At 59.2% G+C, this 21,178-nt stretch carries 24 protein-coding genes; 6 read left to right on the top strand and 18 right to left on the bottom strand.

Annotation, left to right across the window (positions count from 1 at the left end; all coding sequences use genetic code 11):
* Positions 1-55 precede the first annotated feature (55 nt).
* The 4 genes from ACUN0G_RS17575 to pilV are packed head-to-tail and all read right to left on the bottom strand — an operon-like array spanning position 56 to position 2,185.
* A complete protein-coding gene (locus ACUN0G_RS17575; protein ID WP_445573914.1) occupies positions 56-457 on the bottom strand; it encodes a type IV pilin protein in 402 nt (133 codons plus the stop codon).
* Between the two features lie 12 nt (positions 458-469).
* A complete protein-coding gene (locus ACUN0G_RS17570) occupies positions 470-997 on the bottom strand; it encodes a pilus assembly PilX family protein (RefSeq protein ID WP_445573913.1) in 528 nt (175 codons plus the stop codon).
* 7 nt (positions 998-1,004) lie between these two features.
* Complete coding sequence (locus ACUN0G_RS17565; RefSeq protein ID WP_445573912.1) at positions 1,005-1,712, bottom strand: PilW family protein; 708 nt, start codon at positions 1,710-1,712, stop codon at positions 1,005-1,007.
* Positions 1,709-2,185, bottom strand: a complete 477-nt coding sequence (gene pilV, locus ACUN0G_RS17560; protein WP_445573911.1) for a type IV pilus modification protein PilV — start codon at positions 2,183-2,185, stop codon at positions 1,709-1,711. Before pilV ends, ACUN0G_RS17565 begins: the two co-directional genes overlap by 4 nt.
* A gap of 219 nt (positions 2,186-2,404) precedes the next feature.
* Here pilV and ACUN0G_RS17555 point away from each other — a divergent pair, with 219 nt between their 5' ends.
* The gene (locus ACUN0G_RS17555) at positions 2,405-2,986 is read left to right on the top strand and encodes a GspH/FimT family pseudopilin (protein ID WP_445573910.1); all 582 of its coding nucleotides are present in this window, start codon (positions 2,405-2,407) and stop codon (positions 2,984-2,986) included.
* On the opposite strand, the gene ispH is transcribed toward ACUN0G_RS17555, so the two are convergent.
* The 6 genes from ispH to murJ form a co-directional block, all read right to left on the bottom strand.
* Positions 2,940-3,887, bottom strand: a complete 948-nt coding sequence (gene ispH / locus ACUN0G_RS17550; RefSeq protein ID WP_048724209.1) for a 4-hydroxy-3-methylbut-2-enyl diphosphate reductase — start codon at positions 3,885-3,887, stop codon at positions 2,940-2,942. The two genes, ACUN0G_RS17555 and ispH, sit on opposite strands and share 47 nt — an antisense overlap.
* A 139-nt stretch (positions 3,888-4,026) precedes the next feature.
* Entirely contained in the window at positions 4,027-4,464 is a 438-nt protein-coding gene (fkpB, locus tag ACUN0G_RS17545; protein ID WP_003215879.1) for an FKBP-type peptidyl-prolyl cis-trans isomerase, read from the bottom strand.
* Positions 4,465-4,471: 7 nt separating this feature from the next.
* Positions 4,472-4,981 (bottom strand): signal peptidase II, encoded by a 510-nt coding sequence (gene lspA / locus ACUN0G_RS17540; protein WP_003215877.1) that lies wholly within the window; start codon positions 4,979-4,981, stop codon positions 4,472-4,474.
* Positions 4,974-7,805 (bottom strand): isoleucine--tRNA ligase, encoded by a 2,832-nt coding sequence (gene ileS, locus ACUN0G_RS17535; RefSeq protein WP_258348228.1) that lies wholly within the window; start codon positions 7,803-7,805, stop codon positions 4,974-4,976. Before ileS ends, lspA begins: the two co-directional genes overlap by 8 nt.
* Positions 7,806-7,818: 13 nt before the next feature.
* Positions 7,819-8,757: a bifunctional riboflavin kinase/FAD synthetase gene (gene ribF / locus ACUN0G_RS17530; protein ID WP_076014011.1), complete on the bottom strand. Its 939-nt coding sequence runs from the start codon at positions 8,755-8,757 to the stop codon at positions 7,819-7,821.
* A gap of 118 nt (positions 8,758-8,875) precedes the next feature.
* The gene (gene murJ / locus ACUN0G_RS17525) at positions 8,876-10,414 is read right to left on the bottom strand and encodes a murein biosynthesis integral membrane protein MurJ (RefSeq protein WP_445573909.1); all 1,539 of its coding nucleotides are present in this window, start codon (positions 10,412-10,414) and stop codon (positions 8,876-8,878) included.
* A gap of 254 nt (positions 10,415-10,668) precedes the next feature.
* Between murJ and rpsT the strand changes: the two genes are divergently transcribed.
* A complete protein-coding gene (gene rpsT / locus ACUN0G_RS17520; RefSeq protein ID WP_003215870.1) occupies positions 10,669-10,947 on the top strand; it encodes a 30S ribosomal protein S20 in 279 nt (92 codons plus the stop codon).
* Between the two features lie 147 nt (positions 10,948-11,094).
* Here rpsT and ACUN0G_RS17515 read toward each other — a convergent pair whose 3' ends face one another.
* The 5 genes from ACUN0G_RS17515 to rplU form a co-directional block, all read right to left on the bottom strand.
* Positions 11,095-11,556: a CreA family protein gene (locus ACUN0G_RS17515; protein WP_076014013.1), complete on the bottom strand. Its 462-nt coding sequence runs from the start codon at positions 11,554-11,556 to the stop codon at positions 11,095-11,097.
* A 17-nt stretch (positions 11,557-11,573) separates the two neighbouring features.
* Positions 11,574-12,692, bottom strand: coding sequence for a glutamate 5-kinase (gene proB / locus ACUN0G_RS17510; RefSeq protein WP_017477809.1), 1,119 nt, complete (start codon positions 12,690-12,692; stop codon positions 11,574-11,576).
* Between the two features lie 123 nt (positions 12,693-12,815).
* A complete protein-coding gene (gene cgtA, locus ACUN0G_RS17505) occupies positions 12,816-14,039 on the bottom strand; it encodes an Obg family GTPase CgtA (RefSeq protein ID WP_003215864.1) in 1,224 nt (407 codons plus the stop codon).
* 193 nt (positions 14,040-14,232) lie between these two features.
* The gene (gene rpmA / locus ACUN0G_RS17500; RefSeq protein WP_003215862.1) at positions 14,233-14,508 is read right to left on the bottom strand and encodes a 50S ribosomal protein L27; all 276 of its coding nucleotides are present in this window, start codon (positions 14,506-14,508) and stop codon (positions 14,233-14,235) included.
* A 34-nt stretch (positions 14,509-14,542) separates the two neighbouring features.
* The gene (gene rplU, locus ACUN0G_RS17495) at positions 14,543-14,857 is read right to left on the bottom strand and encodes a 50S ribosomal protein L21 (RefSeq protein ID WP_003176051.1); all 315 of its coding nucleotides are present in this window, start codon (positions 14,855-14,857) and stop codon (positions 14,543-14,545) included.
* A 377-nt stretch (positions 14,858-15,234) separates the two neighbouring features.
* Here rplU and ACUN0G_RS17490 point away from each other — a divergent pair, with 377 nt between their 5' ends.
* From ACUN0G_RS17490 to ACUN0G_RS17480, 3 genes are all read left to right on the top strand, one after another.
* Entirely contained in the window at positions 15,235-16,203 is a 969-nt protein-coding gene (locus ACUN0G_RS17490; RefSeq protein ID WP_003215860.1) for a polyprenyl synthetase family protein, read from the top strand.
* A 184-nt stretch (positions 16,204-16,387) separates the two neighbouring features.
* Entirely contained in the window at positions 16,388-16,729 is a 342-nt protein-coding gene (locus tag ACUN0G_RS17485) for a zinc ribbon domain-containing protein YjdM (protein WP_177026205.1), read from the top strand.
* A 197-nt stretch (positions 16,730-16,926) separates the two neighbouring features.
* Positions 16,927-17,184 carry a PA4570 family protein gene (locus ACUN0G_RS17480; protein ID WP_003215856.1) on the top strand — a complete coding sequence of 86 codons (258 nt, stop codon included), beginning with the start codon at positions 16,927-16,929 and terminating at the stop codon, positions 17,182-17,184.
* Between the two features lie 131 nt (positions 17,185-17,315).
* Here the strand turns inward: ACUN0G_RS17480 and ACUN0G_RS17475 are convergent, their stop codons facing one another.
* Entirely contained in the window at positions 17,316-17,933 is a 618-nt protein-coding gene (locus ACUN0G_RS17475) for an FKBP-type peptidyl-prolyl cis-trans isomerase (protein ID WP_034115957.1), read from the bottom strand.
* A 121-nt stretch (positions 17,934-18,054) separates the two neighbouring features.
* The gene (locus ACUN0G_RS17470; protein ID WP_076014015.1) at positions 18,055-18,543 is read right to left on the bottom strand and encodes a TIGR00645 family protein; all 489 of its coding nucleotides are present in this window, start codon (positions 18,541-18,543) and stop codon (positions 18,055-18,057) included.
* A 166-nt stretch (positions 18,544-18,709) separates the two neighbouring features.
* Here ACUN0G_RS17470 and ACUN0G_RS17465 point away from each other — a divergent pair, with 166 nt between their 5' ends.
* Positions 18,710-20,545 carry a hypothetical protein gene (locus tag ACUN0G_RS17465; protein ID WP_445573908.1) on the top strand — a complete coding sequence of 612 codons (1,836 nt, stop codon included), beginning with the start codon at positions 18,710-18,712 and terminating at the stop codon, positions 20,543-20,545.
* A 133-nt stretch (positions 20,546-20,678) separates the two neighbouring features.
* Here ACUN0G_RS17465 and ACUN0G_RS17460 read toward each other — a convergent pair whose 3' ends face one another.
* Positions 20,679-21,005 carry a PA4575 family protein gene (locus ACUN0G_RS17460; RefSeq protein WP_076014017.1) on the bottom strand — a complete coding sequence of 109 codons (327 nt, stop codon included), beginning with the start codon at positions 21,003-21,005 and terminating at the stop codon, positions 20,679-20,681.
* Between the last annotated feature and the right edge of the window lie 173 nt (positions 21,006-21,178).

Below are 21,178 nucleotides of genomic sequence, written 5' to 3'. Positions count from 1 at the left end.
TCCAGCCGATAAAAAGAAAAAGGCACGCCCGGCGCCCAATCGTCCAGCTTCCTCATCATTGCCCCCAGCACGCCTTGCGCGTCATTTCGGGCGCGGCGCCCGGATTGCTTCGCGCACCGGCACTGGTCAGGCTGAAGGCTGCACAGGGATCGCCCGCCATCACCGAATCAGTTGCGGGCGTGGCAAGCAGAACGAAATCCTGAGGGTTCAATGCAGGGGTGATTCTATAGCGATCATTGCCGGTGAGGACGCCAGTCGCATCAATAAAAGTGCCGTTCCTCGCGTAATAACGCTCAAGGTGCTGGGCTTGCTCGCTCAGCAACCCGGCAATTTCGGCGCGATAGACCTTTTTCATATGGCTCGTATAGCCGGGATAGGCGACGCCAACCAGAAGGCCGATGATCGCCACGGCGATCAATAATTCGATCAGGGTGAAACCAGTGCAATCCTTGCTCATCGTGCCGCTCACCTATTGAAGTTGTCGCCACATGATTCGTCGAAAACGCTCACCGGCGCCGCTGCCCACACGCGCATACACCGTCTCCAGGACGGAACGCGAGTGACCGCTGATCCCCACCGAAGTCACTCGATAGAGGGTGGCTTGGGTCTCTGCCGGGAGATGAGCCAAGCCCATCCCCGGCCCAAGATTTTGAATACCGTAAACGCCATCTTTCATCCCCACCCAGGTGACAGCCGACACAGGGTTCGTCCCGGGTCCCACTACCGAAACAGACTCGGGAGGTGGCGCACACGCAGCAGTCGAGTGGCAAGGACGCAAGCCAAAACCAGGCGCCTGCACCACAGATTCACCAAGCCTGAGACCGCTTTCGGCCAGCTGAAACGACTGGTTGCGTTGTCGAACGCTGCCGGTCATTTTTTCTTGCGAGATGGCCCCCTGCATCGAAGACAATCCGAGGAGCGCCAACAACAGCAGGAATATCAGGCTGATCAGCAAAACCATGCCGGCCTGCCTCGAACGAGAGCGGTAATAACCCATGGGCGAGCTACTCCAGACGATTACGTAGCGCCGCTACAACGCTGTAGGTCTGGTCTCTCACCCGCCCAGTGGGATCCTGAAGCGTCAGCAGAATCCGAACGCTGCGTATAAGCGATTCGTCGCCGGGGCTGGGGTCATATCGGGTGACAACCGTTGAGCCCGCCTTCCCGGCCACCCCGAAACTGATATCGAAAGCGCCCACGTTATCCACCAGTACCGCCTTGCTCGGGGCTGCCAACGTGCTGAGCTTTAGCTGCCCACCCTCGAAGGTGTAAGTCAGCTTGCGCAATGGAAAGCGGATCTGCCCGGGCGCTGGTGCCGGTGGTTTTCCCCCAAAAGCGTGGGCAAAACCGGTGCAATCGGAAAGCACTGTCCAGTCAGGCTTGCTGCCACCCTCTCCGACGTCAGCGGTCACCAGCGTCAGGGACCGGGAGTTGCCGGTGGCACTCCAGCCGATGGGACGGTCGAACCCTGCGGGAGCGTTGCTGATTGATGCGGTGGACAGGCAACCAAACATGCCTGCCTGGCGTATTTCCTGAATCAGTTTGCCCAGGACAAACCGCGCATCATCCTGCAATAACGAAGCCGCGCGCTGGCTGGCATGAGTGGTACGGGAGCTGAGCGCAATCTGGGTCACCCCCATGATCAGCAGCAGGCCGAGGGCCAATGCAAGCAGCAACTCCACCAAGCTGAAACCGCGAGCAAAGCCGGTCATGGCAACCCCCTCGGGTCGACGGCGACCCGGCTGGTCAGGGTGAACGTTTCCCGGGCGCCTTGAGCCTTGGCTCCACGGGAGTCGTCCCAACTGATGCTGATGGTCACCTCTCGCTGATTGACCGCAACCGAACCCTTGGCGCTCTCCCCCGCAAATCCTGCGATGTTGGCTTCAAAATCGTGCAGGTCCAGATCACGGACACTCGCGACCGAAGTGCTGGAGGGCGCGTACTCACTCTGCCCCCACGAATAATCGGCGCCTGAGTTGGCGCGGATGCGGTCGAGCATGTCGTAAGCGATGAAACTGGCCTGGCTGGTCATCCTGGAACTGTCGGTGTATTTCAGCGCATTGAGCTGAATCACCGCAGCCCCCAGCAGGCCGACGGCGAGGATCAGCACAGATACCAGGACCTCGATCAGGGTCATCCCGGCTTGGGTCAATTGAGGGTGATTCGTTACGGGGAAAGCGATCATTACCATCGTCATCCATGTCGAAGGTCATCAAAAAGCAGTGGGAAATCTGCCGTGCGACGCAAGACTAGCGCCGGTCTTGCCTGAGCGCTGCATCCCGGAACAAAGCGAAATACTTTGGACAGGATGGCCATCATTCGCCACGCCGGACTGGCCGCTATAACTAAGTCTGCCACTCGGCATCCACTGAAAAAGCACACCGCGTCCACGGAGGGACGGCACATGAAACAACGAGGTTTCTCTCTGATTGAGCTGGTTCTGGGTCTGTTCCTGAGCGGCATCCTGGCCAATCTGGCAGTGCCGAGCCTCAAGGGGCTGCTTGAATCGCAACGTCGCCAGAGCGCCGCCGAATCACTCGCCGGCGGGGTGCGTTACGCCCGCGCGGAAGCCATCGCGCGCAACCGCACGGTGGTTATCCATGCGCTGGATGATGACTGGAGCCGGGGATGGAGGGTGGTACTGGACCTGAACGGCCGCGGCCATCTGGACGATAAAAACCCGGTGCTGCTGGAGCGCCAGGACAGTGGCCAGATACCGATTGTAGGGAATACGCCAGTGAGAACCCAGATACGCTTCAGCGGCCTGGGTGAACCGTTGCTGTCGGCAGGGGCTTTCAGCGCCGGCACCGTTCACGTGTGCGCGACGGACCAGCAACTGAGCCTGTATCAAGTCGTGCTGGCCGCCAGCGGGCGCATCAGCCTGCGCAGTAACAAAACCGAGCAGGCGCTGTGCCGGGGCTACGCCGGCACCTTGGGACTCAGAGCAGCGAGCGAACCCGCAGCTCCTTGGGCATGGAGAAAGTGATGTTCTCTTCACGGCCAGCCAGCTCATCAGCGCCTGTGGCGCCCCAGGCCTGCAGTTGCTGAATAACGCCGCGAACCAGCACTTCCGGGGCCGAGGCACCCGCCGTGATGCCGATGCGCTCGACGCCATCGAACCAGCTGCGCTGCATGTCTTCGGCACCATCGATCAAATAGGCCGGAGTGGCCATGCGCTCGGCCAGCTCACGCAAACGGTTGGAGTTGGAGCTGTTGGGGCTGCCCACCACCAGCACCACGTCGCATTCGTCGGCCAATTGCTTGACTGCATCCTGACGGTTTTGCGTGGCGTAGCAGATGTCGTCCTTGCGCGGCCCGCCAATCGCAGGGAAGCGCGTACGCAGCGCATCGATGACGCGGCTGGTGTCGTCCATGGACAGGGTGGTCTGGGTAACGAAGGCCAGCTTTTCAGGGTTGTGCACCTGCAACGCGGCGACGTCTTTTTCGTCTTCCACCAGGTAGATCGCGCCGCCATTGCTGGCGTCGTACTGGCCCATCGTGCCTTCGACTTCCGGGTGACCGGCGTGGCCAATCAGGATGCATTCACGACCATCACGGCTGTAGCGCGCGACCTCGATGTGCACCTTGGTCACCAGCGGGCAGGTGGCGTCGAACACTTTCAGGCCACGGCCTGCCGCTTCGGTGCGTACAGCCTGGGAAACGCCGTGGGCGCTGAAGATGACGATAACGTCGTCCGGCACCTGATCCAGCTCTTCAACGAAGATGGCCCCGCGGCTGCGCAGGTCTTCGACCACGAATTTGTTGTGGACGACTTCATGGCGCACATAAATCGGCGGCCCGAAGACTTCCAGGGCGCGGTTGACGATTTCAATCGCCCGGTCCACGCCGGCGCAGAAGCCACGGGGGTTGGCGAGTTTGATTTGCATGCTGTGCCTCGTGTCTTGCCCTGTAGGAGCGAGCTTGCTCGCGAAGATCGTCAACGATGACGCGTTTTTTCTGGATAAACGCGCTGCCCTTGAGTTTTTCGCGAGCAAGCTCGCTCCTACAGCAGGCCGATTTCGTTAGTTACAGCGCTTTAACGTCGATGATTTCGACATCAAAGGTCAAGGTTTTCCCGGCCAACGGGTGGTTGAAGTCGATGGTCACTTGCGCGTCATCAAAAGCTTTCACCACACCCGGCAGTTCGGTATTCGCCGCATCGTTGAAGATCACCAGCAAGCCTTCCGACAGTTCCATGTCCTGGAACTGCGAACGCGGGATGATCTGCACGTTTTGCGGGTTGGGCTGGCCAAAGGCGTTTTCCGGCAGGATCTGCAGGTTGCGCTTGTCGCCGGCCTTGAAGCCGAACAGTGCCGCTTCGAAACCCGGCAGCAGGTTGCCGTCGCCGACCTTGAAGGTCGCCGGGGCCTTGTCGAAGGTGCTGTCGACCGTATCGCCATTCTCCAGGCGCAATGCGAAATGCAAGGTGACTTCCGTGTTCTGGCCGATGCGTTGCTCAGCCAATACCTGTTCAGTCATGAACGGTCTCTCCGGTTTTCTTGCTTTTGAACATATCCAACGCCAGCATGATTGCACCGACGGTGATGGCGCTGTCGGCAAAGTTGAACGCCGGGAAGTACCAGCGGTTCTGCCAATGCACCAGAATAAAGTCGATCACATGGCCCAGGGCAATGCGGTCGTACAAGTTGCCCAATGCACCACCCAGCACCAGCGCCAAAGCGACGGCCAGCCAGGTGTCATTGCGCCCCAGGCGCTTGAGCCAAACCACCAGCACCGCACTGACCACTACGGCGATCAGGGCAAACAGCCAGCGCTGCCAGCCGGAACTGTCAGCCAGGAAGCTGAACGCAGCGCCGGTGTTGTAGGCCAGGGTCCAGCTGAAGTAGTCGGGAATCACCACGATCTGCTGGTACATCTCCAGGGCGCCTTCGAAGTGAGCCTTGCTGAGCTGGTCAATGACCAGCACCAGCACGCTCAACACGAGCAAGCCCAGGCGTCCAAAACGACTGGCTTCAGGCATAGTGACGAACCTCGCCAGCGCCAGAGATGTTGTCGACGCAACGACCGCAGATTTCCGGATGCTCAGGGTTCACGCCGACATCTTCACGGCAGTGCCAGCAACGGGCGCACTTGGCGAAGGACGACTTGACCACTTTGAGCTTGAGGCCCGGGACTTCGGTCGCGACGGCATCCGCAGGCGCTTGGGCAAACGGCGCCAGGCTGGCGGTCGAGGTGATCAAGACGAAGCGCAGTTCGTTGCTCAGCTTGGCCAGGTCAGCGGTCAGGCCTTCCTCGGCAAACAGCGTGACTTCGGCCTGCAAGTTGCCGCCAACGGCCTTCGCCGCGCGCTGCACTTCCAGTTCTTTGTTCACGGCAACCTTGACGGCCATCACGCCTTCCCAATACTCGCGACCCAGTTCGAAGTCGGCCGGCAATTCGGTCAGGCCTTCGTACCAGGTGTTGAGCATCACGGACTCGTTACGCTCGCCCGGCAGGTATTCCCAGAACTCGTCGGCGGTGAACGCCAGGATCGGGGCGATCCAGCGCACCAGCGCTTCAGAGATGTGGTACAGCGCGGTTTGCGCCGAACGGCGGGCCTTGCTGTTGGCGCCGGTGGTGTACTGGCGGTCCTTGATGATGTCGAGGTAGAAACCACCCAACTCCTGCACGCAGAAGTTGTGGATCTTCGAGTAGACGTTCCAGAAGCGGTATTCGCCGTAGTGCTCTTGCAGCTCGCGCTGCAGCAACAAGGTACGGTCCACGGCCCAACGGTCCAGGGCGAGCATTTCCTCGGCCGGCAGGATGTCGGTGGCCGGGTTGAAACCGGTCAGGTTCGACAGCATGAAACGTGCGGTATTACGGATCCGGCGATAGGCATCGGCGCTGCGCTGCAGAATCTGCTCGGACACGGCCATCTCGCCCGAATAATCGGTAGAGGCAACCCACAGGCGCATGATGTCGGCGCCCAGGGTGTCGTTGACCTTTTGCGGCGCGATCACGTTGCCCAGGGACTTGGACATCTTGCGACCGTTCTCGTCGACGGTGAAACCGTGGGTCAGCAGCTCGCGGTACGGGGCGTGATCGTCGATCGCGCAGCCGGTCAGCAACGAGGAGTGGAACCAGCCACGGTGTTGGTCGGAACCTTCCAGGTACAGATCGGCACGCGGGCCGGTCTCGTGGCCCATTGGGTGCGAACCGCGCAATACGTGCCAGTGAGTGGTACCGGAGTCGAACCAGACGTCGAGGGTGTCGCTGATCTTGTCATACAGCGGCGCTTCGTCGCCCAACAGCTCGGCGGCGTCCAGCTTGAACCAGGCTTCGATGCCCTCTTGTTCAACACGCTGGGCCACCACTTCCATCAGCTCGACGGTACGTGGATGCAGCTCGCCGCTTTCCTTGTTCAGGAAGAACGGGATCGGCACGCCCCAGTTACGCTGGCGGGAGATGCACCAGTCCGGACGGTTGGCGATCATCGAGTGCAGGCGCGCCTGACCCCAGGCCGGAACGAACTTGGTGTCTTCGATCGCCTTGATCGCACGCTTGCGCAGGGTTTCGCCGCTGGTCGGCTCTTTGTCCATACCGATAAACCACTGCGCAGTGGCGCGGTAGATCAGCGGGGTCTTGTGACGCCAGCAGTGCATGTAGCTGTGGGTGATGGTTTCGGTGTGCAGCAGCGCACCGACTTCAGCCAGCTTGTCGACGATCGCCGGGTTGGCCTTGAAGATGAACTGGCCGCCGAAGAATTCCAGGGACGGCACGTACACGCCGTTGCTTTGCACTGGATTGATGATGTCGTCGTTGACCAGGCCGTACTGCTTGCAGATCACGAAGTCGTCTACGCCATAGGCAGGCGAGCAGTGAACCACGCCGGTGCCGGCGCCCAGTTCAACGTACTCGGCCAGATAGATTGGCGACAGACGGTCGTAGAACGGGTGACGGAAGTTGATCAACTCCAGCGCGGAGCCAGTAGTGGTCGCGATCACCGAGCCTTGCAGGTTGTAGCGGGCCAGGCACGCCTCGACCAGCTCTTCAGCCAGCACCAGCAGCTTGTCACCGACGTCCACCAGGGCGTAGGTGAATTCCGGGTGCACGTTCAGCGCCTGGTTGGCCGGGATGGTCCACGGGGTAGTGGTCCAGATCACGATGGAGGCTGGCTTGGCCAGGCTCGCCAGACCGAAGGCTTCAGCCAGTTTGGCTTCATCGGCGATCGGGAAGGCGACGTCGATGGTCGAAGACTTTTTGTCTTCGTACTCAACTTCGGCTTCAGCCAGGGCCGAGCCGCAATCGAAGCACCAGTTCACGGGCTTGAGGCCCTTGAACACGAAACCGCCCTTGACGATTTCGGCCAAGGCGCGGATTTCACCGGCCTCGTTCTTGAAGTTCATGGTCTTGTACGGGTTGGCCCAGTCGCCCAACACACCCAGGCGGATGAACTCGGACTTCTGCCCTTCGATCTGCTCGGTGGCGTAGGCACGACACAGTTCGCGGGTTTTATCCGCGCCCAGGTTCTTGCCGTAGGTCACTTCGACCTTGTGTTCAATCGGCAGGCCGTGGCAGTCCCAGCCCGGGACATAAGGCGCGTCGAAGCCCGAAAGGGTTTTCGAGCGGATGATCATGTCCTTGAGAATCTTGTTCAGTGCATGACCGATGTGAATCGTGCCGTTGGCATAAGGAGGGCCGTCGTGCAGGACGAATTTCGGACGATCCTTGCCAATCTCGCGCAACTTTCCGTACAGGCCAATACTGTCCCAGCGCTGCAGGATCTGCGGTTCGCGCTGTGGCAGGCCGGCCTTCATTGGGAAGGCGGTGTCCGGAAGGTTTAGCGTGGCTTTATAGTCGGTCATTTAAGGCTCTTCATTAGCGATGGGCGCTAGGTGCGGCTAGTGCACGGGCGGCGGCGACATCCGCATTGATCGCCGTTTTCAACGCCTCCAGGGAGGCGAAACGCTGCTCTTCACGCAGCTTTTGGTGGAAAGCCACCGTCAAACGCCGGTCATACAAATCACCGGCAAAATCCAAAAGGTGAACTTCCAGGTGGGCTTTGCCATCACCTGCAACCGTGGGCCTGACGCCTATGTTGGCGACTCCGGGCCACGATTGGCCGTCGATGTCGACACTCACCAGGTAAACCCCGGTCAGTGGCACACGACGGCGCTTGAGCTGCACGTTGGCGGTTGGCGTGCCCAGTTGGCGCGCCAGCTTCTGGCCGTGCAGGACCCGCCCGGCAATCCGGAACGGGCGACCGAGCAAACGCTCGGCCAAGGCGAAGTCGGCAGCGGCCAGGGCGTTACGCACCTGAGTACTGCTCACGCGCAGGCCGTCCAGTTCGACGGTTTGCGCGGCTTCGACGGTAAAACCCTGGGTAACGCCGGCCTGTTGCAGGAAATCGAAATCCCCTACCCGGTCGCAACCGAAACGGAAGTCGTCACCGACCTCCAGGTGCTGCACGCCCAGGCCGTCCACCAGGATACGGTCGACAAACTCGGCGGCGCTGAGGCTGCGCAAGCGCTGGTTGAAAGCCAGGCAGAGGACGCGGTCCACGCCTTCTTCAGCCAGCAGTTGCAGCTTGTCCCGCAGACGGGCCAGACGCGCCGGCGCCGTCTCCGGGGTAAAGAATTCGCGCGGCTGTGGTTCAAAAATCACCACGCAGCTGGGCACGCCCAACTCAACCGCACGCTCACGCAGGCGGGCCAGGATAGCCTGGTGGCCACGGTGAACACCGTCAAAGTTGCCAATAGTGGCGACGCAGCCCCGATGCTGGGGGCGCAGGTTGTGGAGACCTCGAACCAGCTGCATAACGCGCTTCTTGCTCATAAAGTGGTCGATTATAACCACACCCAGCCCCGGACGACAGGCAACAGCGCAGGCCATTTGCGCGAATCGATAAAACAACCGTCTTATCGACGAAAAGTCTCTAGCTCAGCGACTTGCGATTGAAATCCCGTAAACGGAAGCCCATCAGCAGCAACATGCCGAAGTACACCAGCACGCCAGCGACCACCAATGCACCGAGACGCATAAACCGCTCCAGCATATGGCCTTGGTCCCACGCGGGCATGAAATGCATCAGCCCCAGTAGCACCGCGGCCATCGTGCCCACCGCCACCACCAACTTGAGCCCAAACGAACCCCAGCCTGCCTGAGGCTGGAACATTTTCTGTTTGCGCAGCTGATAAAACAGCAGCCCGGCATTGATGCAGGCACCCACACTGATTGCCAGCGCCAGCCCCGCATGCTTCAGCGGACCGATAAACGCCAGGTTGAGCAGTTGTGTAACCACCAAGGTGAAGATCGCGATCTTTACCGGCGTACGAATGTTTTGTTGAGCATAAAAGCCTGGGGCCAGCACCTTGATCACGATAATGCCCAGCAGGCCGACGGAATAGGCGATCAGCGCACGTTGCGTCATCGAGGCGTCAAACGCGGTGAACTGGCCGTACTGGAACAGGGCAACCGTCAGCGGTTCAGCGAGCAATCCCAAGGCCACGGCGCACGGCAGCACCAGCACGAAGCACAGGCGCAGCCCCCAATCGAGAATTCGCGAGTACTCGTGGCGGTCTTTGCTGGCATAGGTGCGGGACAGCGTTGGCAGCAGGATGGTGCCGAGCGCCACGCCCAGTACGCCGGACGGCAACTCCATCAGGCGATCGGCGTAGTACATCCACGACACCGAACCCGAGACCAGCAACGAGGCAAAGGCGGTATTGATGATCAGCGAGATCTGGCTGACGGAAACCCCGAGGATTGCCGGCAGCATGTTGCGCATCACCCGCCACACGCCGGTGTCCTTGAGGTTCAGGCGCGGCAGCACGAGCATACCGATCTTCTTCAGGTGCGGCAGCTGGTACAGCAGTTGTGCCAGGCCACCGGCCAAGACCGCCCAGCCCAGAGCCATCACGGGCGGATCGAAATACGGCGTCAGGAACAGCGCGAAAATAATCATGCTGACGTTAAGCAGGGTCGGCACGAAGGCCGGCACCGAGAAACGGTTCCAGGTATTGAGGATCGCCCCGGCCAAGGACGACAGGGAAATCAGCAATATATAAGGAAAGGTCACCCGCAACAGGTCAGTGGTCAGGGCGAATTTTTCCGGTGTATTGGCAAAACCGGGGGCCGTGGCCCAGATCACCCAGGGCGCGGCGAGCATGCCTGCGATGGTCACCAACGTCAGCACCAACGTCAGCAAACCCGAAACATAGGCAATAAAGATGCGGGTCGCCTCCTCCCCTTGCTGGGCCTTGTATTCCGCCAGAATAGGCACGAAGGCCTGGGAAAAAGCCCCCTCGGCGAAGATCCGCCGCAGCAGGTTGGGCAGTTTAAAGGCAATAAAGAAGGCATCCGTGGCCATGCTGGCGCCAAAAATGCGTGCCAGCAGCGTGTCACGCACAAACCCCAGAACCCGGGAAATCATGGTGATAGAGCTGACAGCGGCCAACGATTTGAGCAGGTTCATTGAAAGAGTTTTTGCCTATAGATAAAGAGCAGGCGAACAAACGGCCCACATATGCGATACTCCGCGCCTGCAACAAGCACAGAGCCAAAGCTCGCGAGTTTACAGGTCAAGCGCCGGAAATAAATCACCCGCCTCTTAAGATCGACCACTCAGCAGTTCGCATCACACGCCCTTGACAAGACTTCAACTCATCGGCATGATTCGCGGCCTATTTTGTTTGCTATTTCCTAAAAAGTCTTTCGAGGAGCTCGACGGTGGCCAACACACCTTCCGCCAAAAAACGTGCAAAACAGGCTGAGAAGCGTCGCAGCCACAACGCCAGCCTGCGTTCCATGGTTCGTACCTACATCAAGAATGTAGTTAAAGCCATTGACGCAAAAGACGCTGAAAAAGCTCAAGCTGCTTACGTTCTGGCTGTGCCAGTTATCGACCGTATGGCCGATAAAGGCATCATCCACAAGAACAAAGCTGCTCGCCATAAAGGTCGTCTGAATGGCCACATCAAGGCTCTGAACCTTGCTGCTGCAGCCTAAGCGATAAGCTTGTTAAAAAACCGACCCCAGGGTCGGTTTTTTATTGCCTGCTTGCTGGAGCAAGCTTGTTCGCGATGGTCTTTAACGATTATGTGCGCCGCCTGAATAAACGCGGCGCTCTCTGGCATTTCGCGAGCAAGCTCGCTCCTACTGGGCAGGCCACGGCAAGATCGGAATCGCCGTCACCGCATTCTGCGGACTGCCTTCGATCAAGCGATCGCTGTACACCAGATACACCAGGGTATTGCGCTTCTTGTCGAGGAAACGCACCACCTGCATGGTCTTGAACACCAGGGACGTGCGCTCCTTGAATACTTCATCCCCGTCCTTCAGCTCACCCTTGAAGTGAATCGCGCCCACCTGACGACAGGCAATCGACGCCTCAGCACGATCCTCAGCCAACCCCAGACCACCTTTCACCCCACCCGTCTTGGCGCGAGACAGGTAGCAGGTCACGCCATCGACCTTCGGGTCATCAAAGGCTTCGACCACAATCCGGTCATTGGGGCCGACAAACTTGAACACCGTCGACACCTGGCCAATCTCTTCGGCCGATGCCAGCAACGGCATCGCCAGCAGTACACCGAGCAACCCCTTCATCACGCGCATCGAGAATTCCTTTTTACTTAAACCAGAATCAGGTTATCCCGGTGAACCAGCTCCGGCTCAGCCATGTAACCCAACAGACCGACAATCGCATCAGACGATTGCCCAATAATTTTCTGCGCCTCAAGGGCACTGTAATTGGCCAGGCCACGGGCAATCTCGCGACCATCCGGCGCCACGCACACTACCATCTCGCCACGGCGGAAGCTGCCCTGGACCAATTTTACGCCCACCGGCAGCAGGCTTTTGTTGCCTTGAGACAGCGCCGACACAGCCCCTGCATCCAGCACCAGGGTACCGCGCGTCTGAAGATGCCCCGCCAGCCACTGCTTGCGCGCCGCCAGCATGCCGCGCTCAGGCGACAGCAGCGTACCGATGCGCTCGCCCGCCTTGAGACGGTCCAGGACCCGCTCAATCCGACCGCCAACGATGATGGTATGCGCGCCGGAACGCGCCGCCAGCCGTGCCGCACGCAACTTGGTCTGCATGCCGCCACGCCCCAGGGCACCGCCGACACTGCCCGCCACTGCATCCAGCGCCGGATCATCGGCACGCGCCTCGTAAATCAGCTGCGCCTCAGGGTTATTGCGCGGATCAGCGTCGAACATGCCGTCGCGATCCGTGAGAATCACCAGCAAATCGGCCTCAACCAGGTTCGCCACCAGAGCCGCCAAGGTGTCGTTATCGCCAAAGCGAATTTCGTCAGTCACCACGGTGTCATTCTCGTTGATCACTGGGATCACCTTGAGTTCAACCAAGGCGCGCAGCGTGCTGCGAGCATTCAGATAGCGCTTGCGGTCGGACAAGTCGTCATGGGTCAGCAGAATCTGCGCCGTATGACGGCCGTGCTCGGCAAAGCTGGATTCCCAGGCTTGCACCAGGCCCATCTGACCAATGGCGGCAGCGGCTTGCAGCTCGTGCATCGCGCTGGGTCGCGCGGTCCAGCCAAGGCGACTCATACCGGCGGCAACCGCCCCGGACGACACCAGCACCAACTCGACGCCAGCCTCATGCAAAGCCACCATCTGGTCCACCCAGACGCTCATGGCCGCACGATCCAGCCCCTTGCCATCCGCCGTCAGCAGCGCGCTACCGATCTTAACGACCCAACGCTGCGCACCTGTCACCTTGCTCCGCATCATCTTCAACCTTAGATAGAGGGCCGCGCGACCCAGCGCCGCCCATAACGTTATTCGTGACTACCGATTTCCAGATACCAAAACGCCGCTCGATTGAGCGGCGCTTAAGTTTACTGCAACGAATCAGTCGCGCACGTAAATGATTTCCGGACCATCTTCATCATCCACGTCTTCTTCGTCCCAATCATCGTCACCGATGTCATGGACCGACTTGACGCCACTGCGACGCAGGGCACGCTGATCATCCAGCGCCTGCAACTGGGCACGGGCTTCGTCTTCGATGCGCTGATCCAGTTCAGCCAACTCGGCCTTGTAGACAGGATCGGCGGCCAGGCGGTCGGCACGGTCTTCGAGGTAACGCATGATGTCGCGAGTCAGGCGCTCAGTGCCTTCTTTGGCAATGGCCGAGATCACGTAGACCGGGCCCGTCCATTCCAGGCGATCGACGATTTCCTTGACGCGCTCTTCGTGCTCCTCCTCGAGGATCTGGTCGCACTTGTTCAGCACCAACCAACGATCACGCTCAGCCAGGGACGGGCTGAACTTGGTCAGTTCGCTGACGATCACTTCAGCGGCGTCCGGCGCGCTGGTGTCATCCAGTGGCGCCATGTCGACGAGGTGCAACAGCAAACGGGTACGGGACAAGTGCTTGAGGAAACGAATCCCCAGGCCCGCGCCGTCGGAAGCGCCTTCGATCAAGCCCGGAATGTCCGCAACCACAAAGCTTTTCCAGCGATCAACACTGACCACACCCAGGTTTGGCACCAAGGTGGTGAACGGGTAATCGGCAACTTTCGGCTTGGCAGCAGACACCGAGCGAATGAACGTACTTTTGCCGGCGTTCGGCAAGCCCAACAGGCCCACGTCAGCCAGTACCTTCATTTCCAGCTTGAGGTCACGCTGTTCGCCAGGCTTGCCCGGCGTGGTCTGGCGTGGTGCACGGTTGGTACTGGATTTGAAACGGGTGTTGCCCAGACCGTGCCAGCCGCCATGAGCCACCAGCAGGCGCTGACCGGCTTTGGTCAGGTCGCCGATGACTTCCTGGGTCGCGGAGTCGATCACGGTGGTACCGACCGGAACCCGCAGCACCAACTCTTCGCCTTTTTTACCGGTGCAGTCAGTGCTGCCGCCGTTGGAGCCACGCTCGGCATCAAAGTGCCGGGTGTAACGGTAGTCCACCAGGGTGTTGAGGTTTTCGTCGGCGATCATGTAGACCGAGCCGCCATCACCGCCATCACCGCCGTTAGGACCACCGTTTTCGATGAATTTTTCCCGACGGAAACTCATGCAACCGTTACCGCCGTCGCCAGCTTTTACTCGGATCGAAACTTCATCAACAAACTTCATAACAAAACGCCTCTCGCCACACGGACGAGCTTAAGAAACCAAGACATAAGACTCTTGCAAAAATGAGCGCAGCGACCTCAAGCAACGACCGCAAATCCACTGCTTTCGCCCATCACAAACAGCTTTGCAAGAGACTCACCCCACAAACGAAAAAGCCCCGTCGCGAGACAGGGCTTTTCCAGCAACTACGTAATTATGCCGCGACGACTTCAGTCTTCGGGACAATGCTCACGTAACGGCGGTTGAAAGCGCCTTTTACTTCAAACTTGATCACGCCGTCGATTTTAGCGAACAGAGTGTGATCTTTACCCATGCCAACACCGTAACCGGCGTGGAATTGGGTGCCGCGCTGACGCACGATGATGTTGCCCGGAATGATAACCTGGCCGCCATACATCTTCACGCCAAGGCGTTTGGCTTCTGAGTCGCGACCGTTACGGGTACTACCACCAGCTTTTTTGTGTGCCATGAGTCAATTCTCCTAGTGAGGAATTAGGCTGAAATTAAGCCTGAATACCGGTGATTTTGATCTCGGTGTACCACTGGCGGTGGCCCATACGCTTCATGTGGTGCTTACGACGACGGAACTTGATGATGCGGACTTTATCGTGACGACCTTGGGAGATCACTTCAGCCACAACGGTAGCGCCTGCAACAACTGGAGCGCCGATGTTCACGTCATCGCCATTGGCGACCAACAGAACGCGATCAAAAGTAACGGATTCGCCAGTAGCGATTTCCAGCTTCTCAATCTTCAGGTATTCACCTGGGGCGACCTTGTATTGCTTGCCACCAGTAACAATTACTGCGTACGACATGGTATTTCTCCGATAATCCTGCTCACCCAGCGCTTTATAAGAAGAGGTATTGGCTGGCATGGCTGCATGGGATGGACGTCCCGAATGCAATTGCGTAAGGCAGGTGCTGCCCAGGAAGTTCAGGGTGCGCGATTGTACGCAAGCTATGGAGGTGTTGCAAGTGGCCGCCAGTCGCCGTGAAAGCGTAGCGAGCGAAGGCAAGACAAGGAAAAAACAGGCGAGGAAGCGGAGTCTACTGGCTGTAAATGAGCATTCCGAGCCTGTTTTTGACGCAGGATTGCCGAGCGCAGTAGCTTTCATGGTGACTGGTCGCGCCTTGACACTACGGGACGCGGGTCCTAGCATGCCGCGCAACCCTTCTGGAGCGACTGTCGCTGATGCAACCCCAAGCTTTCTACCGCGCGGTGGCGGACGATTTTAGCGCCGTCGACGGCATCATCAAGAAGCAGCTGACTTCTAAAGTGCCGCTGGTCTCCAAAATTGGCGACTACATTACGTCGGCCGGCGGTAAACGCCTGCGTCCTTTATTAGTGTTGCTGTGTGGCAAGGCCCTTGGCCGCGAAGGCGATGACCTGCGCCTGCTGGCCGCAACCATCGAGTTCCTACACACCGCCACCCTGCTGCATGACGACGTGGTCGACATGTCCGGCATGCGCCGTGGTCGCGAGACGGCCAACGCGATGTGGGGCAACGCGCCGAGCGTGCTGGTGGGCGACTTCCTGTACTCGCGCTCGTTCGAAATGATGGTCGAACTGGGCTCGATGCCGGTGATGAAGATTCTTTCACAGGCCACGCGCATCATCGCCGAAGGCGAAGTGTTGCAACTGTCGAAGGTTCGCGACGCCAGCACCACCGAAGAAACCTACATGGAAGTGATTCGCGGCAAAACCGCGATGCTCTTCGAAGCCTCGACCCACAGCGCTGCCGCCCTGTGCGAAGCGACGCCCGAGCAGAGCGAAGCCCTGCGCACCTTCGGCGATCACCTGGGCGTAGCCTTCCAACTCGTAGACGACCTGCTGGATTATCGCGGCGACGCCGAAACCCTGGGCAAGAACGTCGGTGACGACCTGGCCGAGGGCAAGCCGACCTTGCCGCTGATCTACACCATGCGCGAAGGCACGCCGGAACAGGCCGCCCTGGTGCGCAAGGCGATCCAGAAAGGCGGGATCGAAGACCTGGAAAGCATCCGCGAAGCCGTGGAAGCCTCGGGCTCCCTCGAATACACCGCGCAACTGGCCCGTGACTACGTGGCTCGTGCCATCCAATGCCTGGAAGCCCTTCCAGCCAGCGAATACCGGGACGCCCTGGTTGAGCTGAGTGAGTTCGCGGTCGCCCGCACTCACTAAGCAATCCCTGTAGGAGCGAGCTTGCTCGCGAAGGTCTTTAACGATGACGCGTATACCTGATTACACGCGGCGTCCTTGAGTTTTTCGCGAGCAAGCTCGCTCCTACAAGGGACGGTGCGCCCTCACCACGCTAAAACCCTATATAATGTGCGCTTTTAGCCATCCTGAAACCAAAGGAGCTTTAGTGAGCACGTTGCCACCCTGCCCAAAATGCAATTCCGAATACACCTACGAAGACGGCGCCCAGCTGATCTGCCCGGAATGCGCCCATGAGTGGGCCATCGGTGGCGAAGCCGAGGCTGCCAGCGATGAATCCGTGAAGAAAGACTCTGTGGGCAATGTCCTGCAGGACGGCGACACCATCACCGTGATCAAGGACCTCAAGGTCAAAGGCACATCGCTGGTGGTCAAGGTCGGCACCAAGGTCAAGAACATCCGCCTGTGCGACGGCGACCACGATATCGACTGCAAGATCGACGGTATCGGCCCGATGAAACTCAAGTCCGAGTTCGTCCGAAAGGTCTGAACCGGATGCCTCCATCTCGTGCCCTGCACGGGATGGCGCTTCACCCTCCCCGCGTTATTTCCGCACTAGCGGCAAAAGGCCAGCCCTTTTGATCAAAAACAATATCCACACAGAAAAGTCCGGAAATCGCCAATAGGGACTTGCTATTCCTTGAATAAGAATTATTCTCATTGAAACCCATCAAGGAGATGCTTCCCATGACTTATTTGATCGATGCCTGGCTGGACCGTCCACACCCTTACCTGCGAATCCTCCATCGGGAAACCGGTGAAGTCTGCGCGGTGCTGGAAGAAGAAGCGTTGAGCGAACTGCAGGATCAGGGCGACCTGGACGTCAATGGCCTGAGTTCCAGTGAACCTGGGGTGCTGAAGGAAGTGGTGAGAAACCTGTTTCTGTTCTGCTATGCCCGGGCGTTGCGCCCGGTGACGGATCTCAATGGCAAGTTTCATCCATGAGCAACCTGCAAAACCGCGTAGGAGCAAGCTTGCTCGCGAAGACCTCAAAGACACCGCGTTCATTCAGCATGGGCGCGTCATCGTTGACGTTCATCGCGAGCAGGCTCGCTCCTGCAACCTAGTCAGCGGTCTTACAGTACGTCGAGCAGCTCGACGTCGAACACCAGAACGCTGTGCGGCGGGATGCTGCCAACGCCTTGAGCGCCGTAAGCCAGTTCGCTCGGCACGTACAGGCGCCATTTGCTGCCGGCATTCATCAGTTGCAGGGCTTCGGTCCAGCCGGCAATTACGCCACCAACCGGAAACTCTGCTGGCTGACCGCGCTCGTAGGAGCTGTCGAACACAGTGCCGTCGATCAGGGTGCCATGGTAGTGAGTACGCACTTGGTCTTCACGGGTCGGCTTGGCGCCGGTACCGGCAGTCAGCACTTCAAATTGCAGGCCGGAAGCCAGGGTGGTGATGCCGTCGCGCTTGGCGTTTTCAGCCAGGAAAGCCAGGCCTTCGCCAGCAGCAGCTTCAGCCTTTGCAGCGGCTTCGGCTTGCATGATTTCGCGGATGACCTTGAAGCTGGCGGCCATTTGCTCTTGGTCCACACGGCTAGGCTTGCCGGCGAAAGCGTCGGTCAGGCCAGCCAGGATCGCGTCCAGGCTCACGCCCGGTGGCGGGTTGTCGCGCAGTTGGTCGCCCAACTGACGGCCAATGCCGTAGCTCACGCGGGTTTCGTCGGTGGACAGATTAACTTCGGACATGGAAAGGCTCCGCTGTAGGACGACACAAGTGTCGTCCAAACTAAAAGGGCGAGCAGACTAGCACACAAGCCCCGCTCTTGATGAGCCCTGGAGCCTCAGGCGCACACCCGCCGGGCGCTGATCAATGCTTAGTCAGTTTGTCCAGATAACCCATGGCAAACGCCGACACTACAAAGGTCATGTGAATGATCACATACCACTTCAGATGCTCGGGATCGACGTTCTTGGCGTCCATGAACACCCGCAGCAAATGGATCGACGAAATCGCCACGATGGACGCCGCGACCTTCATCTTCAGCGACGAGGAATCCATGGTCCCCAGCCAGTTGAGCTTCTCTTTGCTTTCGTCGATGTCCAGCTGGGAAACGAAGTTCTCGTAGCCGCTGATCATCACCATCACCAGCAAGCCGCCCACCAGCGCCATGTCGATCAACGACAGCAGCACCAGGATCACATCCGACTCGCTCATGGAAAACACCATGGGAATCACATGGAACACTTCCTGGAAGAACTTCAGCCCAAGCGCCAACAGCCCCAGGGACAACCCGAAATAGATCGGCGCCAACAGCCAGCGTGAGGCATACATTGCATTTTCGATAAAGCGTTCCATTGAATCTCACACAGCGTGGCTAAAAATGGCGGCGAGTATACCAGCCGCACGCAAACGCCAGAAACCGTCGATAAAACTGATCTGTACGGCATCTGTAAAAGATTTTTTCTGCTAGTGTCGAGCTCATCAACTCGGCTCGATGATGTCGGACAGGAAAACTCAGATAATGGATGTGCGATCCCCTTTGGCCAGCCTTGGCCTGTGCGCGGCGTTGCTGATGGGCGGCGGTTGCTCCCCAAGCGATGAACACAAGCAAGCCAGCCTCGAAGAGAAAACCGCCAAGTTCGAACAGTCCCTGGACGCGATCCAGGACCCCAAGCTCAAGGACGCCGTATCCGAGCTCGGTGGCTCGCTGCTGTTGCTGGAGCGGGCACGGGCCAAGCTCGCCAGCAAGCCTATCGAGGCCGAGTACAGCGAAGACGCCCTGGCATTGCTCAAGCACTACCCCACGCCCCAGGCGTTGGTGGATACCTACATCAATGGCCTGTTTGTCCTGCGCAAGGCATCCCACTCGGACTACCTGACGGACCTGCAACCGATCTTCCCGTTCAACTTCAACATGCCCGACCAGTTCCCCTTCCCCCACGGCCTGGAATGGCAGTCGGTGACCTTGAGCAACAACAAGGTCATCCCCTTCCAGCCGGAATGGTCGGAAACCGACCCGGGCATCCAGCTGAGCCCCACCAGCTCCAACCTGACCAACCCCGATGATCTGACGGTGACCTACCCGTTCATCGAAGGCATCGAGACTGAAAACAAGAGCCAGCCGCAGCCCGTCTCCCTCAAAGGCAAGGTGGAAGTCATCGCGCCGCGTAAAGTCTTCACCTTCGACCTGTCGAAAAAGGACGTGGGCCGCAAACGCACCGAAGAAAACGTCACGGTCACCCTGTTGACCCTGGAAAAGAACTACGCCGAGATCGAACTGACCAACAGCGCCCCGCTGGCGCCGGAAGTCGCGGACGAATCGCCTAACCCGCTGCTGGTGCAGGCTCGCGACACCACCGGGCAATTTCTCTCGCGCTCAGGCTCAATCAACGAGAACGCCGCGCAACTGGCGTTCTACGAGAAGCAACTGGCAGAGATGCAAAAGCAGACGGCCTGGTCCGACGCCTTTGAAAAGCAGTTGGAAGACGAACAGAAAGCCTTTGAACACAAGCAGAACAGCCACTACACCAAGGTGTACTTCAACGGCCTGGTCGACAATGTGCAAGTCAGCGTCCTCGACTTTTCCCAGGCCACCGTGACCCGCAAGGACCTGGACCTGCCCGTAAGGCGCTTCGACAAGAACAGCCTGGAGAAAACCGTACAGCCGCTGCCGATGCCCGTCACCGTATATGACGACCAGGCTGCGGACTGGCTCAAGGACGCCACCCTGTCCGAAGACCAATTGAAGAAAAGTGTCACCATCAACCAATCGGTGGATGACGCCAGCGCAGCACACATCGAGTTCGATCACCCCTACACCTTCAACGACGACCTGCTGGGCGAAGACCGGGGTGGCGGCGATGCCCCCGTGACCTTCCTCACCGCCAACGACGAAGGCAAGCTCGGTGAGCCCATCGAACTGCCCGCCGAAGCCTACGAGGTCGATCCTGGGCGCGGCACCATCACCTATGACCTGAACCTTTTCCCCGAGAATCCGGGTTTTGCCGTGGGATCAATGCCACTGTTCCTGGCCACCATCGAAAAAGGCAACCTCACGGCCGGGCAACTGCCCAAGGGCCTGGAGCTGAAGGATAACGCGCTGATTGTCGACCAGAAGCTGTTCCCGTCCGATAGCTGGCGGTTCTATGCCAAGGACGCCAGCGGCAACTACCTGAAGGAAATTCTCGGCGTCAGCCACCGCGCCGAGGAATACGGCACGGCGCTGTTCGACGTGCATTACTTCTACGGCCAGCCGACGACATTGGAGACCTACCAGCGCACCGGTCTGGACACGGTGCAGTATGGGTTTGAGGTGAAGCTGGACAAACCTGAGACGACCCTAGCTCCCAAGCCATAACATCAGCTCCACTGGCGTTGAAGATCCAATGTGGGAGCGGGCTTGCTCGCGAATGCAGTTCATCAGTCACAGATATATTGACTGACACAGCGCATTCGCGAGCAAGCCCGCTCCCACATTTGGCTTTCGGTGCTCAGCGGATATCGCTCAGCGCCGTCTGCCGCCCGCCATTGAGCTGTCGCAAGTGCGCCTGCAGGTGCAGGCACCAGATCTGCGGGTCGTCCGCCAGTTCGTACCCGTGCAGGGTCAGGCTTTCGACAATCGAATCAAGGATGGTTTGTGCCACGAAAGGTCCATGAAACGGGCCTTGGGACTTGATGGTGGAAGGCTGCTCACCGGTCATTCCGGCGGCAAACAACAAGGTCCACATCCCGGTATCCCCGGCGAGAGGGCGAATGGAACATTCGATACGAGTAACCAGGCCCAGGCACTGGCGGGTGAGGCAGAGGTTGCGCGACATGGCGGCGACCCTCGGTAGATCCGGTATTCAGCCTCGCAGGGCAAGACTGTTTCTATCCAGCGACTCCTGTGGATATCCCTTGAGCTGAGAATAGAAGAAACCCGGTACAAACCAAGGCCGGGGGACCAACGGACGACTGCCGTCACGACGGCGTCAAAAATATGCCGAAGGGA

Source organism: Pseudomonas sp. 32A, assembly GCF_052682255.1.
This window is presented reverse-complemented; position numbering and strand designations above follow the sequence as displayed.